The 14856-nt window shown below is 59.0% G+C and carries 14 protein-coding genes; 4 read left to right on the top strand and 10 right to left on the bottom strand.

Going from position 1 to position 14856, the window contains the following annotated elements; all coding sequences use genetic code 11:
• Nucleotides 1-17: 17 nt before the first annotated feature.
• The 4 genes from IEX04_RS00750 to IEX04_RS00735 form a co-directional block, all read right to left on the bottom strand.
• Nucleotides 18-1190: an ABC transporter permease gene (locus IEX04_RS00750; RefSeq protein ID WP_188682977.1), complete on the bottom strand. Its 1173-nt coding sequence runs from the start codon at nt 1188-1190 to the stop codon at nt 18-20.
• Entirely contained in the window at nt 1187-2068 is an 882-nt protein-coding gene (locus tag IEX04_RS00745; protein WP_188682975.1) for an ABC transporter ATP-binding protein, read from the bottom strand. Before IEX04_RS00745 ends, IEX04_RS00750 begins: the two co-directional genes overlap by 4 nt.
• A gap of 86 nt (nt 2069-2154) precedes the next feature.
• Nucleotides 2155-2814, bottom strand: a complete 660-nt coding sequence (locus IEX04_RS00740; RefSeq protein ID WP_188682974.1) for a response regulator — start codon at nt 2812-2814, stop codon at nt 2155-2157.
• Complete coding sequence (locus tag IEX04_RS00735) at nt 2811-4175, bottom strand: sensor histidine kinase (RefSeq protein ID WP_188682972.1); 1365 nt, start codon at nt 4173-4175, stop codon at nt 2811-2813. Before IEX04_RS00735 ends, IEX04_RS00740 begins: the two co-directional genes overlap by 4 nt.
• A gap of 161 nt (nt 4176-4336) precedes the next feature.
• Here IEX04_RS00735 and IEX04_RS00730 point away from each other — a divergent pair, with 161 nt between their 5' ends.
• Nucleotides 4337-4888, top strand: a complete 552-nt coding sequence (locus IEX04_RS00730; RefSeq protein ID WP_188682970.1) for an acyl-CoA thioesterase — start codon at nt 4337-4339, stop codon at nt 4886-4888.
• 3 nt (nt 4889-4891) lie between these two features.
• Here the strand turns inward: IEX04_RS00730 and IEX04_RS00725 are convergent, their stop codons facing one another.
• Both IEX04_RS00725 and IEX04_RS00720 read right to left on the bottom strand, forming a co-directional pair.
• On the bottom strand, nt 4892-5503 hold the full coding sequence (locus tag IEX04_RS00725; protein ID WP_188682968.1) for a phosphoribosylanthranilate isomerase: 612 nt from the start codon (nt 5501-5503) through the stop codon (nt 4892-4894).
• Nucleotides 5500-6501 carry an acyl-CoA thioesterase gene (locus tag IEX04_RS00720; protein WP_188682966.1) on the bottom strand — a complete coding sequence of 334 codons (1002 nt, stop codon included), beginning with the start codon at nt 6499-6501 and terminating at the stop codon, nt 5500-5502. Before IEX04_RS00720 ends, IEX04_RS00725 begins: the two co-directional genes overlap by 4 nt.
• Nucleotides 6502-6572: 71 nt before the next feature.
• On the opposite strand from IEX04_RS00720, the gene IEX04_RS00715 reads away from it, so the two are divergent.
• Genes IEX04_RS00715 through IEX04_RS00705 form a run of 3 tightly spaced genes read left to right on the top strand, consistent with a single transcriptional unit; the run spans nt 6573 to nt 11865 of the window.
• Nucleotides 6573-8306, top strand: coding sequence for an ABC transporter ATP-binding protein/permease (locus IEX04_RS00715; protein WP_188682964.1), 1734 nt, complete (start codon nt 6573-6575; stop codon nt 8304-8306).
• Complete coding sequence (locus IEX04_RS00710) at nt 8303-10069, top strand: amino acid ABC transporter ATP-binding/permease protein (protein WP_188682962.1); 1767 nt, start codon at nt 8303-8305, stop codon at nt 10067-10069. The genes IEX04_RS00715 and IEX04_RS00710 overlap by 4 nt, the downstream gene beginning before the upstream one ends.
• A 32-nt stretch (nt 10070-10101) precedes the next feature.
• Nucleotides 10102-11865: an FMN-binding glutamate synthase family protein gene (locus IEX04_RS00705; protein ID WP_188682961.1), complete on the top strand. Its 1764-nt coding sequence runs from the start codon at nt 10102-10104 to the stop codon at nt 11863-11865.
• A gap of 6 nt (nt 11866-11871) precedes the next feature.
• Here the strand turns inward: IEX04_RS00705 and IEX04_RS00700 are convergent, their stop codons facing one another.
• From IEX04_RS00700 to IEX04_RS00685, 4 genes are all read right to left on the bottom strand, one after another.
• Complete coding sequence (locus IEX04_RS00700) at nt 11872-12900, bottom strand: enoyl-CoA hydratase/isomerase family protein (RefSeq protein WP_229676925.1); 1029 nt, start codon at nt 12898-12900, stop codon at nt 11872-11874.
• 42 nt (nt 12901-12942) lie between these two features.
• Entirely contained in the window at nt 12943-13848 is a 906-nt protein-coding gene (locus tag IEX04_RS00695) for a LysR family transcriptional regulator (protein WP_096255699.1), read from the bottom strand.
• 46 nt (nt 13849-13894) lie between these two features.
• A complete protein-coding gene (locus IEX04_RS00690; protein ID WP_096255697.1) occupies nt 13895-14131 on the bottom strand; it encodes a hypothetical protein in 237 nt (78 codons plus the stop codon).
• A 121-nt stretch (nt 14132-14252) separates the two neighbouring features.
• Nucleotides 14253-14729, bottom strand: coding sequence for an Lrp/AsnC family transcriptional regulator (locus tag IEX04_RS00685; RefSeq protein WP_096255695.1), 477 nt, complete (start codon nt 14727-14729; stop codon nt 14253-14255).
• Nucleotides 14730-14856: the final 127 nt, after the last annotated feature.

The raw sequence follows: 14856 nt of genomic DNA, 5'->3' as shown, positions 1-14856 counted from the left end.
CTAGCTATATTGGCGGCTTAGAGTTCCAGCTTCAGCGCCTTGCGCAGGGTTAGCGCCCCACCGGTGTGCATCACCGCTCGGCGGTAGATGCGTTCGGCGAACAAGATGGTGAACCAGCAGGTAGCCAGCGTGATGGCGAGCGAGGTGATTGGTTCGACCAGCGAGACTTCTCCGCCGAGCAGGCGGATTGGCATCGCCACGGAGGAAACTATTGGCACATAGGAGGCGATCACTAGGAAGCCGCCCTTGGCGTATATCCCGATAAAGAGCACCGCCATCAGCACTCCAACTACCGGCCCGGAAGATTGCTGGAGGTCTTCGGTGCGGCTGGCTAGTGCACCGAGTGTCGCCCAGATGCCAGCGAGTACCAGGAACCCGCCGAGGAAGAAGACCACAAACCAGCCCGCCACTTGCGAGACGACTCCAAGGAACGGGATCTGGACCGGGGACAGATAGGCGGCGAGCAGCCCGACCGCGAGGAAGAGCAGCAGCTGGGCCAGCGCGAGAATCACGTTGCCCAGGATTTTTCCTGCGAGTAGTTGACGCAGGTTGATGGCCGAGGCGAGGATCTCCACCACCCGGTTTTGTTTTTCTTCGATCACCGAGTTGGCAATGGGCATGCCGAAGATGATTGCGGACATGTAGAACAAGAAGGAGAAGAGGAACGCCATGGCCTGGATCATTGAGGAACGTTCGGCGTCCCCGTGCATCTGGGCGACCTCTAGCGCGTCATCGCCGGGCAACTGATCTGCGTTCAGCCCAGCCGAAGTGAGCAATTGCGCGGTCAACACCTTTTCGGTGGCCTCGCGCAGCTCCCCTTGTAGCTTCACCGGAACTTCATCAGATCCGGTGAGCATGAATTTATTTGCTGAGTTCTGGCTCAGCGTGGCATCAATCTGACCCGCATCTAATTGCGCGGCGGCAGCTTCGGCGGGTAGCTGTTCGACGTTGATTTTCAGTTGTTCTTCGGCGTCGGAAGCTGCTTGGTTGAGCACGGTGAGGCTGACCTGATCCGTGGCGGCCACCGTAAAATGTGTGGTGCGTGTGGCGAGAAAACCGGTCACGGCGATCGAACCGATGATCAGCAGCAACGTGACGAGGGTGGAAATGATGAAGGCCTTGTCGCGCAGTTTAGTTTCCACCTCGCGCAGGGTGACGATCAGCCAGGGGGGAGTAGTTTGGGTGCTCATGCGATGATCTCCCGATAGATATCTGCCAGTGCCGGGCGGTGCACGGCAAATTCGGTGACGTTGCCGCGGGACAGTGCGTGGGCCAGAACCCGTTGGGAGTCGGCAACGGTGGCGAAGCTGACCAGTGCGTTGGAACCCGACAGGTCGATGACCTCTACTCCGGGTTCGGTGCGCAGCCAGCCGGCATCTGCACCTAAGGAAAGTTGGTAACGGGAGGTGTGGGCCGCTCGTAGGTCCTGGGCCGAGGCATTGGCGCGGATCTTGCCGTCCTGGATAATCACCAAATGATCAACCAGGGTGTCCAGCAGATCTAGTTGATGTGAAGAGAAAAGCACCGGGACGCCGCGGGCCGCATAGTCGGCCAGAATTGAACTCATCGCGTCCACAGCCAGTGGGTCCAACCCACTGAAAGGTTCATCGAGCACCAGCACGTCGGGTTCGTGCAGTAGCGCGGCGGCCACCTGGACACGCTGCTGGTTGCCCAGCGAAAGCGACTCGAGTTTTGACTTGGCGCGGTGTTCCAATCCGAAACGGGAGAGTAGCTCCATGGCTCGCTCCCGGGCGGTGGCCCGAGATAAGGAGTGCAATTGGCCCAGATAGATCAGCTGGTCGATGATCGGTTGTTTGGGGTAAAGCCCGCGTTCTTCGGGCATATAGCCGAAGCTTGGCCGGGTAGGCGTCGACAGTGTTTTACCGTCCAGAGACACATGACCGGAATTCGCGGAGAGCAGCCCCATGATGATGCGCATGGTGGTGGTTTTCCCGGCCCCATTGGCGCCGACAAATCCGGTCAGTGCGCCGCGTGGCACCGCGAAGCTGACCTCATCTAACACCTTAGTGCCGGAAAAAGAGCGGCTGATCTGGTGGAGTTCGAGCATGGGCGGGGCCGTCTTTCTGGCGTGTGGTCGCTGTACTTCCAGCTTAGGCAGGTCGTTGCCCGTCTACGTGAGCCGGAGGGATGAAACTATTGGATGAGCCCGGCGCGGTGGGCGTAGAGCGCAGCCTGCACCCGGTCGCGCAGGTGCAGTTTGGCTAGGAGGTTGGACAGGTGGGTTTTTACCGTCGCCTCGGAGAGTGAAAGCACCTCGGAGATTTCCTGGTTATTTTTACCCGTGGCCAGTTCGGTGAGCACTTGCAGTTCGCGGGCGGTCAGCGCGCGCAAGGGCGTAAGTTGTGACTGTTCGGTACCGGCAGTGAGGCCCGTACCGGTCTGGCGTTTGATGAGTTTGAGAGTGACTTCAGGGGAGAGCAGCCCGTAGCCGGCGTGGATTTGGTGGACTGCGGTGATCAGTAGTTCGGGTTCGGCATTTTTCAGCAGGAACCCGCTGGCGCCGGCATCAAGTGCATCAAAAAGGTAATCTTCGCGGTCAAAGGTAGTGAGCACGATGATTTTGGTGCGTGTTGTCCCGGAAAGTTGGGAGGTGGCTCCGATGCCGTCCAGCTGTGGCATTTGTATGTCCATCAGTGCCACGTCGGGGGTGAGTTCGGTGATCAGTGCTACTGCTTCGGCCCCGTTACTGGCAGTGCCGATGACTTCAAGGCCCGGATCTGTTTCTAAGATGAGCTTTAGTGAAGAACGGATCAATGGTTGATCATCACAGATCACCACGGAAATTTTGCTCATGATTCCATCCTATCGGCGGTGTCTGGCAGACGGAGTCGCGCGCGAGTGCGCCAACCGCGTGGGATGCGCGGACCGATTTCTACCAGACCGTGATGTAGTGCAGCGCGTTCGCGGATGCCGCGTAAGCCAAAACCGCTGCCCGCGGTGTCTGGTCGCGGGGATCCCTGATCGGTGACCTCAATTTCCACCCAGGTACCTTGCTCGTCGATTCCTGAGCGTAACGCGAGGGTGGCGGTTCGTGCGGTGGAGTGTCGGCGCACATTGGCTAAGGCCTCGCCGCTAATTCGGTACAGGGCCAGTGAGAGTCCCGGGGCTAGCGAGTCAAAGAAACCGCAGCTGTGTTCATCGCGCGAGAGGCGCACCTGTAATCCTTGAGCGGCATTGTCTTGAAGAAGTTGTGAAATTTGGGCAATGGACGGTTCCGGGTCGCGGCTGGAGGACGTGCCGGTATCGGAGTGATCCAGTGACTGCTCGCGGAGCACGCCGAGCAGTGAGCGGGTTTCTGCCACCGCGCTACGTGCGGAGGATTCGATGCCGCGCATCAACTCGATGGCCTGTGCTGGGTCCCGGGGCTGCACCAATCGGGCGGCGGAAGCTTGCACCCCGACGGAAGCGATGTGGTGGGCGATGACGTCATGCAATTCGCGCGCGATGCGCAGACGTTCCTCGTTGACCGCACGGGCGGCGAGTTCTTCTGCCTGTGCGGCGATGCGTGCTGCCTGGCTGAGTACTACCGACTTGGAGTAGGAATTTGACCAGCTGGTCAGCCCCAAGAAGATGGCCCCGCCAAAGTAGAGCGTATTGATCACGAAGGTATAGAGCGGTATCGCCATATTTGCAGGGATGGAGCCCATGGGGTTCTCCACCATCAGCGTGTTAGTGGCCTCGTATAAATCGCTGGCGAAGAAAGAAATGACCAGCCACACCGCCATGCTCAGCAGGACTAAGCCCATTGCGGTCCACAGCCCGCGGCGGTTGCGCGCCCAGGCTACCGCGGTGTAGAGGCCTAAGAAATAGCCTAATTGCGCACAGAATTGCATGGCTACCGTGGCGGTGGCAGTGGACCCGCCAATCAAGAATGCGGCGGATCCGATGAGCATCATGGTGATCGGCCAGCGTCTGCGGAACATCAGCGGCAAAATCAGCGCCGCGAGAAGTGCAAAGGCCAGCGGACGGTCCGCACTTTTGCCGGCTTCGGTCATCGAAAGCACCAATTCTTGCATCAGCAAGGCAAGAACGAAGAAGCCCAGCGCCGAGAAGATATCGCGGCGAAGCGCTGTCGAGGTGGGGGTCTGGCGTTCCCAATCGGCCGGTGGCAACGAGGGAACACGGCGGTGCAGGAGCTGCGAGAGGCGGAGCATGGTCTCTTCCTCTTTCGGTTTTAGATGGCGAGCATTATCGTCCGCACTGGACTTTACCTGCCCAACGGTTCCCAATGAATGAGTCTTGCGGATTACATCGTTCGTCGCGGTAGACGTCATAGAACATGGTCAAATAAGTTACTGGACGGTAATGTGATGGCATGCACATGATTTTTCGCATCCTAATGATGCTAGTCCGAAGCAAGAAGGCTTCCAAGATCTCCATGTTCGATTCCGGGTCGGTGCCGATGCGCGCCACCCTCACGGATATCGACTTCGCCGGTCATATTAATAACGGAATGTACTTCTCGATCTTTGATCTGGGCCGCTTTGATCTGATGTTCCGCTCCGGCGCATGGGACGTACTGCGAAAAAATAAGTGGACCCCGGTGGTGCAAGCCGAAACTATGACCTTTAGAAAATCGGTGAAACTGGGTGTGAAGTTCACCCAGGAGACCCGGGTGTTGGGCATGGACGAGCGTTGCATCTACTTTGAGCAGCACATTGTAGTCAACGGCGAGATTTATGCTCGCGGATACATCGCCACACGGATGACCGGCAAAAAGGGACCGGTGTCGAACGAAGAAATCCTTGCCGCTCTTGGGATCACCCTGCCCGAAGACCGGGTGGTCCCCGAATGGATCACCGCATGGCGTGAAGCAAGCGCGTTGCCTGGAGCCCGCAAGCCGGCACCATTCTCCCTCATCCGTTAGGGCTTAAAGCTGCTGGTGTGCCGCCTTCAAAAACGCGGTGATCAGTGCCGGATCTTTCACTCCGCGCGAGGACTCCACTCCGGAGGAAACATCCGCGCCACTGGCCCCGGACTCGGCGAGCGCCGCCGCGACGTTTGCGACGCTGAGCCCGCCGGCCACTAACCAGTTGCGGCCGGCGGCAAGGGTGCGTACCTTGGAATAGTCCCAGCTTTCGCCGCTGCCAGGGACCGCGGCGTCAATCAGCAAAAAGTCTTCACCCCAGTGCTCAAAATGCTCTGCTGGTGAGTCCATGCGGACCGCGCGGATGACCTTGAACCCTGCCTCGAGTACCGCGGCCACCTCCGCTGGGGTGCGCGTTCCGTGCAGCTGGATCCATCCAACGCCGGCTTCGCGAGCGCGAGTGATTGCGGTAGTGGTGTCTTCGCTACGAAATACCGCTACGGTGGCGACGCCCGCCGGGACTAATGCGGTTAGGGTGGCAGCGTGTGCGGGGGAAATTTCACGGGCCGAGCTGGTCAGCACAAAACCGAGTGCGTCGGCGCCACCGGCTACAGCCACGGTGACATCGTTAGCGGTAGCGAGTCCGCAGATCTTGACAAAAGCGTGGGTGTTCATTGGGCGACCTTAGCGGTGGGGTGTTCGTGGCTCAGGTGGGTGGGGGTGTACCCGCCGGGGGCGTTGGCGCGAATCTCAAGTAGTTCACGGGCGTGGTGCCAGAGTCGGGAGTCTTCCTCGCTGACCGGTTCCCACGCCTTCACTGGTACGGCGGTGCCCGATTCGTCGCGGGCCACCATCACCGTGAGGCAGTAGGTGGTCAGCTCCAACTGATTTGTTTTTGGGTCTCCGGAGCGTACATGCACCGCGATGTGCATGCCCTTGGTTCCGGTGTAGACCAGCCGGGCTTCAACCTCGACCAGATTACCAATGTGCAGTGGACGGTAAAAGCGCACCCCGCCGGAGAAGACCGCGACGGTATCTAGCCCGCTGTAGCGGCTGGCGCACAAATCTGCTGCCTCATCGATCCATTTCATCACGATGCCGCCGTGCACCTTGCCGCCCCAGTTCACGTCCGTGGGGGCTGCCATAAAGCGCAGGACCACTCGTTCTGCGGTTCCCGCATCGGTGTAGGACTGGTTGTTCATCGAGGCGACGATGCGCTCACGAATTTCAATGCGCGCTAAGGCGTGCTCACGTAATTCAAGTTCACGTGCGGTGCCCGGGGTAAAGGAAGGCACCGGTGTGGGTTTTCCATGCTCGTCTACCGCTACGAAGATCACCAGGCAGGTGGAGGAGGTGACAGGTTTCAGCTCGCGCGGATCCGAGAAGGAGACCTCGGTACGAATATGCATGGAGCTGCGCCCGGTGTACACCACCGAGGCGGTCACCTCCACCAGATCTCCGGAGTGAATTGGGTCAGCGAAGTGGATGTTACCGACATAGGCGGTCACACAGTAATTAGCGGACCAGCCCACCGCGGCGGCGTAGGCCGCTTTATCTACCCATTCCAGTACGGTTCCGGCAGCCACGGTCCCGGTGATTCCGGCATCTGTTGGGGCTGCGAGGAAACGCAAGGTGACAGAATGCGGGTGGTTGGCCGTTGGCGGAGTAGTCATTTAGCTAGTTTCCCTTCTCTGGGCGGTGGTTGCCAACCTATGACGCGTGGCTTTCGTCCTAGGATGGAGGAGTGCGTAGGGTCTTTGGAATTTTTTCGGCATCCACCGCGGCGGTGGTCTGCCTAGGGTTACTCTCGGCCGTTGGCACCGTGGGACTTGCGGTGCTCATTGGTCGCGCCATTGATTTATTTCACGCAGGGCAGGAATTAGACCTCGGCTGGTACCTGGCTGCGGTCCATGAATTGTTACTGGTAGCGCTGGCCACGTTATTAACCCCGGTGCTCATCGCACGGTCGGCGCGTAAGCTCACCGCTTTAGAACGTCACCGCTTGGTTCGCCACTACATGGACATCGGCCCGCTGGCGGTACGCCGTTTAGGGGAGGGCGAACTGGTAGATGCCGCAATGGACGCGGTAGACCGGTCGGTACGTTTCCGTACCGGGTTTATTGGCCCGGCTATTTGCGCGGTGGCCACCCCGGTGTTGGTGCTCATTTCTATTATGTTATTTATTGACCCGCTCAGCGCCGGACTACTGTTGATCCCCACCGCGCTGGTACCGCCGATTGTGTTGGGGTTTCAAAAGCTGTTCCGTGGTTCATCGGGAGAATACCGCCGGGCCCAAGGATTACTTTCGGCAACTTTTATCGATGCCTTACGTTCGCTGAACATGCTCAAACTCAACGGCGGTGCCGCGTGGATGGGGCAGCGCATTGGTCTGGCCAGTGAAAAAGTACGCTTGCAGGTGATGAAGTTGCTGGCCCGAAACCAGCTGGTGTTACTGGTCATCGACGCGAGCTTCGCGGTGCTCCTATTGGCTACCGCGGCACTGCTGGCTTGGTGGCGAGTTGGCGCCCAGGCAATCACCATTGGCGAGGGAGTCTCGCTGATTCTGCTCAGCTTCTTGATGCTGGCCCCGGTCAATTATGTGGGTAGCTTCTTCTATATCGGCATGACCGGTCGCGCGGCGGAAGAAAAAATCGCGTCCGTCATGGAAACTCCGTGGCACCGTTCCTCGGCTAACCCACTGTCTGTCAACCTGCGCGAGGACACCCTCCAGTTAGAAGATTTGGGTGCCGGTTATGAGGGATATCCCGAAGCGCTACACCAATTGAACTTTAGTTTCCCGCCCGGTTCGAAGACCGCGATCATCGGCGCCTCGGGCAGTGGCAAAACGACGTTACTGCGAGTATTACAGGGCCAGTTGGAGACAAGCGCAGGAATTATCCACGAGGGTCACCAAGCTCTCGGCCCCGCCACCTTGCGGTCCAACACTGCGGTAGTTGAACAGGCAGCGACTCTCTTTGGGCTCAGCGTGCGCGACAACCTGCTCTTCGCAGATCAACAGGCCAACGACAAAAAGCTGACTGAACTTATCGAACGTGTCGGACTGACAGATTGGTTTAAGCAGCTACCTGCGGGGCTGGACACGGTACTCGGCGAGGGTGGGGCCACGTTATCAGGAGGCCAAGCACAACGTTTGGCGATTGCCCGCGCCTTATCGGCCGAACGTCCGATCCTCTTATTGGATGAACCGACCAGTTCGTTGGACGTTAAGACCGAGGCGCAGGTGCTGACCACCTTGCGCGAGGTAGCAGCGGATCTGACGGTTATTACCGTCACCCACCGGTTGGCTTTGCTCGCCGATTATGATCAGGTGCTGGTCCTAGATCACGGACGGATCGTGCAGGCCGGGGCGCGCACCGAACTGCTGGACCACGAGGGATATTTGAAACGGGCCATGGAGAATTTCACCGACCGTGTGCACTCACTTGGCGGACGGCAAGGACCGGGGGAGAAATCATGAGCAAGCAACAAAAACTTCCGGGCTCCCTAGCCAGTTCCCGCTGGCTGATCTCCCACACCTTAGACCTGTTGCCGCCCTTGGCGCTCGCCAGCCTACTTGCCTGTCTTAACCGCTTGGTCGCCTTGGGCATTTACTTGCTCGCCGGGGTGGGACTGGTACAGGTGATTGGCCTGGAACTTCCCGGACCCTCATCCCGAGTACCTATTGGGCTACTTATTGTGGCCATTATCTTTGCAGGCTTATTAAAAGGCGGGCTACGCTACGCAGAACAATACGTAGGGCATAAGGTAGCTTTCCTTGCACTGTCCCGGCTGCGTTCAACGATGTATGAGGCTTTCGCGAAGCAGGCGCCCTTTACCGCGGCTACTAAGAGTTCTGGATCGTTGCTGGCCAAAGCCACCAGAGATATCGACAAGGTAGAAGTGTTCTTCGCCCATACGCTGCCACCGGCGGTGGCAGCAGTGGTGGTTAGCGCCACGGTGAGTTGGTGGACCTACCTCAACTTTGGCAGCACACCAGCGCTCATCCTGCTCAGCGGGTATGTGATCGTTGGACTTCTCCTACCGATGATCGGAGTGCCAACCCTGCGACGCGCCGCTAGCTCGGCGGCGACCTCGCGTGGCAAGCAAAACCAGCTTGTGATGGAATCTCTGGCAGGCGTTGAGGTGCTTCACGCCTTCGGTGCCGGGGAACAGATGATCAAACGTTTGGCTACCACCGCTAGCGCCGACGCGGCGCAGGGGAACAAGGCAGGCTGGGTCACCGGACTACGTGCGGCACTAAGCCAAATAGTCACCTGGGGTAGCGCGCTCGCTCTGGTGCTCGCATCCGAAACCACGCTGTCAGCAACCATCATTTTAGTGGTCATCGCGGTGCCCTCCTATGATTCTGTGCGCACGGTTGACGGCTTTGTCCTCGGGCTTCAAGATTCCCTAGCCAGCGCTCGCCGACTGTTCGCGACCGCCAGTGCCCCACCGGTGGTGGCCGAACAGCGAGGCTCCGTGCCACTGCCACACACCGGAACACTGAGCGTGCAAAACCTGAGCGTGTTCCACGACCAACGTCAGGTGGTGGAGGGCGTTGATTTCAGCATTTCACCTGGTGAGCTGCTGACAGTTGTTGGCGCCTCGGGCTCGGGGAAGTCCTCGATTGCTGCAGCTTTAGTCCGCGCACTGAAAAGCAACGGAACGCTGAGTTTGGGCGAGGTACAGCTGGACATGGTTCCGTTAGCGGAACTTCGCTCACGCATTGTCTTGGTCTCGCAAGAAGCGGTGATGGTTCGCGGGAGTATCCGTGAAAATCTTGTGTTGGGTGCCGAGGGGATTACCGATGAGGAACTGCGCTCGGTCATCAACGAACTAGGACTGGGCCCTTGGCTTAGGGCCCAGCGCGATGGGTTAGACACCCGGCTAGCCGATCGTTCTTCGAGTCTGTCCGGGGGACAACGTCAACGTTTAGCTCTGGCACGTGCGCTGGTGCGCCACCCGGCAGTATTGATCATGGACGAATCGACCAGCGCACTGGATGCGGACAGTGAACAGCTGGTGCTTAATGCGATTAATGAGCGGCGCGGATATGGCATGGGTGTGCTCATGATTAGTCACCGGTTAGCCACCGTCCGGGAGGCTAACACCGTGATGGTGCTTGATGCGGGGAAGATTGTCGAGTCCGGGACACCGCAGGCGTTACTTGCCGATACCAGCGGGGTGTTCTATTCCATGGTGGTGCGAGAAAACGATCGGATTACTGCCGAATCACCCTGACAGCTTTCCTTTCTCGTACTAGTGTCGAGTACATGATGCGAATAGTCGTGATTCTGTTTTTGTTCGTGCTGGCGGCCGGGTTTGTGCTTACCGCGCTGCTTGCAGGGACATCGGGCAACTGGGTGTGGTGGATCCTGGTGGCGCTGACCGTGGTGCTGTTGGCGGTGGGGATCAGGGACGTCACCCAGAAACGGCATGCGATTTTACGCAACTTCCCGATTCTGGGCCATGCACGATACCTCTTTGAGTTCATCCGCCCGGAAATCCAGCAGTACTTCATCGAACGCAATACCGACGGCACCCCCTACAACAGGGATACCCGCTCGATGATCTACGCCCGCGCTAAAGGCGTCGACAGCCACAAGGCGTTTGGCACCGAGCTGCAGGTCAATGAGGTGGGCCACGAGTACCTGCTGCATTCCAGCGCGCCGGTGGCTCCGGTTACCGATCAGCATAGGGTCCGCATCGGATCAAGCCAGTGCACCCAACCCTATGAGATGTCCTTGCTGAATATCTCCTCGATGAGTTTTGGCTCCTTATCCGCAAACGCGGTGCTGGCGATGAACAAGGGCGCGGCCATGGGGGACTTCGTCCACGAAACCGGCGAGGGTGGATTAACCAAATACCATCTGGAACACGGTGCGGACCTGTTCTGGGAAATTGGTTCGGGATACTTCGGCTGCCGTACCCCCGAGGGACGTTTTGACGCCGAAACCTTTGCGCAGAAGGCCAATCTCCCACAGGTTAAGGGCATCACCATCAAGATGTCCCAGGGGGCAAAACCCGGGCTGGGCGGAGTGCTCCCGGCGGCGAAGGTCACCGCAGAAATTTCCGAGGCCAGGCAGGTCCCGATGGGCCAGGACTGCATCTCTCCGGCAAGCCACCCGGAATTCTCCACTCCCCGGGAACTGATGGGCTTTGTGGCGCAGTTGCGTGAACTGGCCCAGGGCAAACCCATCGGAATCAAGTTCTGCGTAGGCTCACGCACCGATGTCATGGCGATCTGCAAGGGCATGATCGAAACCGGTGTGCTGGTTGACTTCATTACCGTGGACGGCGCCGAAGGCGGCACCGGTGCCGCGCCGCTGGAATACGAAGACCATGTGGGCACCCCGCTGACCGAAGGGCTGATGCTGGTGCATAACGTGCTCGTCGGGGCCGGGCTGCGCACCGAGATCCGTTTGGCGGCCGCCGGCAAGGTGGCCAACGGCTCGGACATTGTTAAGCGAATGATCCAGGGCGCAGACTTCACCTTTGCCGCGCGCTCCATGATGATGGCCACCGGCTGCATCCAGGCGCAAAAATGCCATACGAACCACTGCCCGGTCGGTGTGGCCACGCAGAATAAGCGCCTGCAACGCGCCATTGACGTGGAAGACAAGGGCCACCGCGTGTACAACTACCACCGGTTGACGGTGTCCGAAGCGGCGCAGATCATGGCCTCCATGGGGCTTCAAGGCCCAGATCAGCTGAACACCCGGATGCTGCGGCGCCGCGTGAATCTGCAGTCCACACGTTCCTACGCCTCGCTGTTCCACTGGCTGGAACCCGGAGAACTACTGAACGATGCTCCACCGTCGTGGAAGGAAGACTGGGAAGAAGCAGACGCGGACCACTTCGGGGAGCACGCGGCAATCCGTTATGGTAAACCGCATAGCGTGGCACTGAAACGAGTGGACCGGGTCAGCGATCCGCACGATGATACTAAGGCTCCGCGCATCGATGCGAAAAATTCGATCAAGATCGAACCGCTGCCGCACGATGTGACCCGGCCCGAGGGCAAGCCGGGGTCCTGATTTCGCTTAGTCCTCCAGCAACATCAGCAGCCCGGCCTCGTTGACCGCTGCCGGGGTGCTTGGCATCCACTGCGGGTTGCGGTCCTTGTCGATCACTTGCGCGCGGATTCCTTCGGCCAGATCTGGCAGATGCATCAGGTATCCGGCCAGACGTAGTTCGCGGTCCAAGGCACCGCGCAGATTTTGCTCCGCGCGGGCCGCACGCACGCTATGGAACGCGGCGGCCACGCTGGTTGGAGAATTTGCATTGATCGCGGCTGCCGCCTTGCGTGCCGCGGGGTGCACCAGCGCGCCGAGACGCTCTAAGAGCTCTTCCAGCGTGGGAGCACCAAAAGCATAATCGATCCAGCCTTGTTCCAGTTCGAGCTTGCGGGACTCGGGGGCCGCATGCAGCACCTCGAAGGTTGCGGCGATGTCTGCGGCGCCCAGACCAACCAGGTCATCGAGCTCGTCAAAGATGGAATCGGCGAGCTGTTCGCCGATGACCACGTCGGCGAAACCGAGGAAGAGCGCATCGGCACCGTCAAATGAGGCGGCGGTCATGGCGAAGTATTCGCCGAAGTGACCTGGCGCGTTGGCCAGCAGGTGGCTTCCGCCAACATCGGGGGTGTAACCAATGCGGGCTTCGGGCATTCCCATGGTGGCCTGCGCGGTCACTAACCGGACCGGAGCGTGGCTGGCTAAGCCAATGCCGCCGCCCATGGTGATTCCATGAGCCACGGTGATCAACGGTTTGGGGTACACCGAAATCAGGTGGTCGGTGTCGAACTCTAAGGAAAGCAGCGCCAAAAATTCGTCGTGATTCCCGGTTGTCAGCGCCGTATGGAAGTCGGCGATATCGCCGCCGGCACAGAATCCGCGCTCACCGTCACCGGTGAGCAGCACCAGCTGAATTTTAGGATCCTCGGCCCACAAGTGCAGGACCCGGTGAAGTTCTTGCAGCATGGCTAAGGTTAGGGCATTAATTTTGTTCGGACGGTTCAGCCGCAGGTGCCCTACGGCTCCGTGCACTTTCGCGACTACTAGCTCTTCCACGATCGCCCTTTCGCTGGCAACTCCTACTGATCGCTTTCCAGCCTAGTCGGAAAGGATCTGCGTGAGCCGGTCTAAAACGAGGCCGACCTTAGGCTTCTTCGAATTCTCGGGCTTCAGCGCAAAAATTGAGCGAGCCAACCTAATTTCCGGGGCGTCAACAATACGGATGCCTTCCGGAGCGTGGGCCATCGCCAGATCCGGGACCAGTGCGGCGCCTAACCCGGAGGACACCAAGCTTAGCGAGGCGTTAAAGTCGTCGCAGTACGCGGCAACTTGCGGGTGGATGTTGTAGGAGGCGAAGAGCCGAGAAATCAACGTGGCATCGGAGGTGCCGGGGTGGTGGAAGATCCACGGCCATTCGGCCAGCTGGTCCACGGTGAGCTGCGCGTTGTCGGCGATCGGCCAGGAGGCGGGAATGACCACACGGAACTGATCATCACCGAGCCACGCGCGCTCTAGGGACGCGGGCCAGCTGAGCCCTCCGGGGCCCACCTGGAAGATCAGCGCGAGATCCAGGTCCCCACCGTTGCCAAGCCCGGCGACGGTCTGCTGGGGTTCACCAATCCACAAGCGCAGGTTGATTCCCAGTGCGTTCCAGTCCTCGGAGGTCAGTAGCTTGGGTAGTGCGTAAGTGGCCAGCGAGGGGAAGATCCCTAGCTTGATTTCCTCACGCTCGCTGGAGTCTGTGGAGATGGCGGCAACGTCTGCCATGAGTGCGTCGAGGTCCGTCAGGACACGTTTGGCATGACGCACCATCCGCATCGCACCGGGGGTGGGCGTAATTGAACGGGCACCGCGTAAGAACAATGTTGTTCCGGTGCTGCGTTCTAGGGCTGTCATTTGTTGGGAGACGGCGCTGGCGGTATAGCCCAACCGGGTTGCGGCCGTGGCGAAGGAACGATGCGCCACCACTTCGAGCAGGGTACGCAGATGGACTGGATTGATCACTTCTAAATTCTAAACGCAGAAGCCTAAGAGATGCTTAGTCAGTGAGCTAGTCCTCATCTTCGTCGTCGTTGGACTCCTCGGTGAATTCATTATCCAGTTGCGCTTCGGTTTCCAGATCATCATCAAGCAGGTAGCTGCGGGTGGCGAGCGGATCGATGTTGCGCATCGTTTCGGGGGCATCGCTGGAGCCTTCATAGGCTTGGGAATCGCGTCCGTCATCTGGTTCGTAGATATCGTTCCCATATTCCGGATTGAAGTCGGTTGGTTCAAAATCCTTAGTCATCGCGTACTCCTCCACAAATTGCGAGGGACCCGACGAGAGTCGGGGTTATCCCTCGTGACATCTCGTAATCACAGCCTAGGCCGGTAACCGTTTCAAGGAAAGACTTGTATTTTCAGCACTTTCAGTGATTGTGTTCGGCGTAGTGCTCCAGCAGTGGAGAGGTGCGGTACGCCAGGTGGGTGTGCAGCGCGAAGGTAGTCTCGGAACGGGTCACTCCCTTGATCCGCAGAATCTGTCGTAACCCCGATTGCAACTGATGGGTGTCGGTGGCGATGAGCCTGACCCAGACATCACCGCGGCCCGAGGTTTCATGGATTTCTAGCACGTTAGGGATCTGTCGCAGTGAGGTAACCACGGTATCAAGTTCGCGGTGAAGAACTTCCAGGGTGACGAAGGCCAGCACGTCATAGCCGAGTTTGGAGAGGTCTACATCTCTGCCGCCGGCACGCAAGACCTCTGCGCGTTGCAGTCGGCGTAAACGCGATTGAGCGGTGTTTCGTGCCACCGCAACTTCGTCGGCAAGTTCGGATATTTGAATTCTGGGGTCACGGATTAACGCCAGCAGAATTTTCAGATCGACGTCATCCAAACGCACCATTTGCTCACTCCTAAGACCCCTGTGGGCCAATATTTTGACTATTTTGCTCAAACTCTAACAACTTTTTCGACTGGCTGTCCCGCTTTGCCGGATATTTATGAGTGAACGGTCTAGATCAGTAGACATT

The sequence above is a fragment of the Glutamicibacter ardleyensis genome, from assembly GCF_014644555.1.
GTDB lineage: Bacteria > Actinomycetota > Actinomycetes > Actinomycetales > Micrococcaceae > Glutamicibacter > Glutamicibacter bergerei.
The sequence above is the reverse complement of the archived record's forward strand: the minus strand, read 5'-3'. Positions and strand labels throughout refer to the sequence as shown.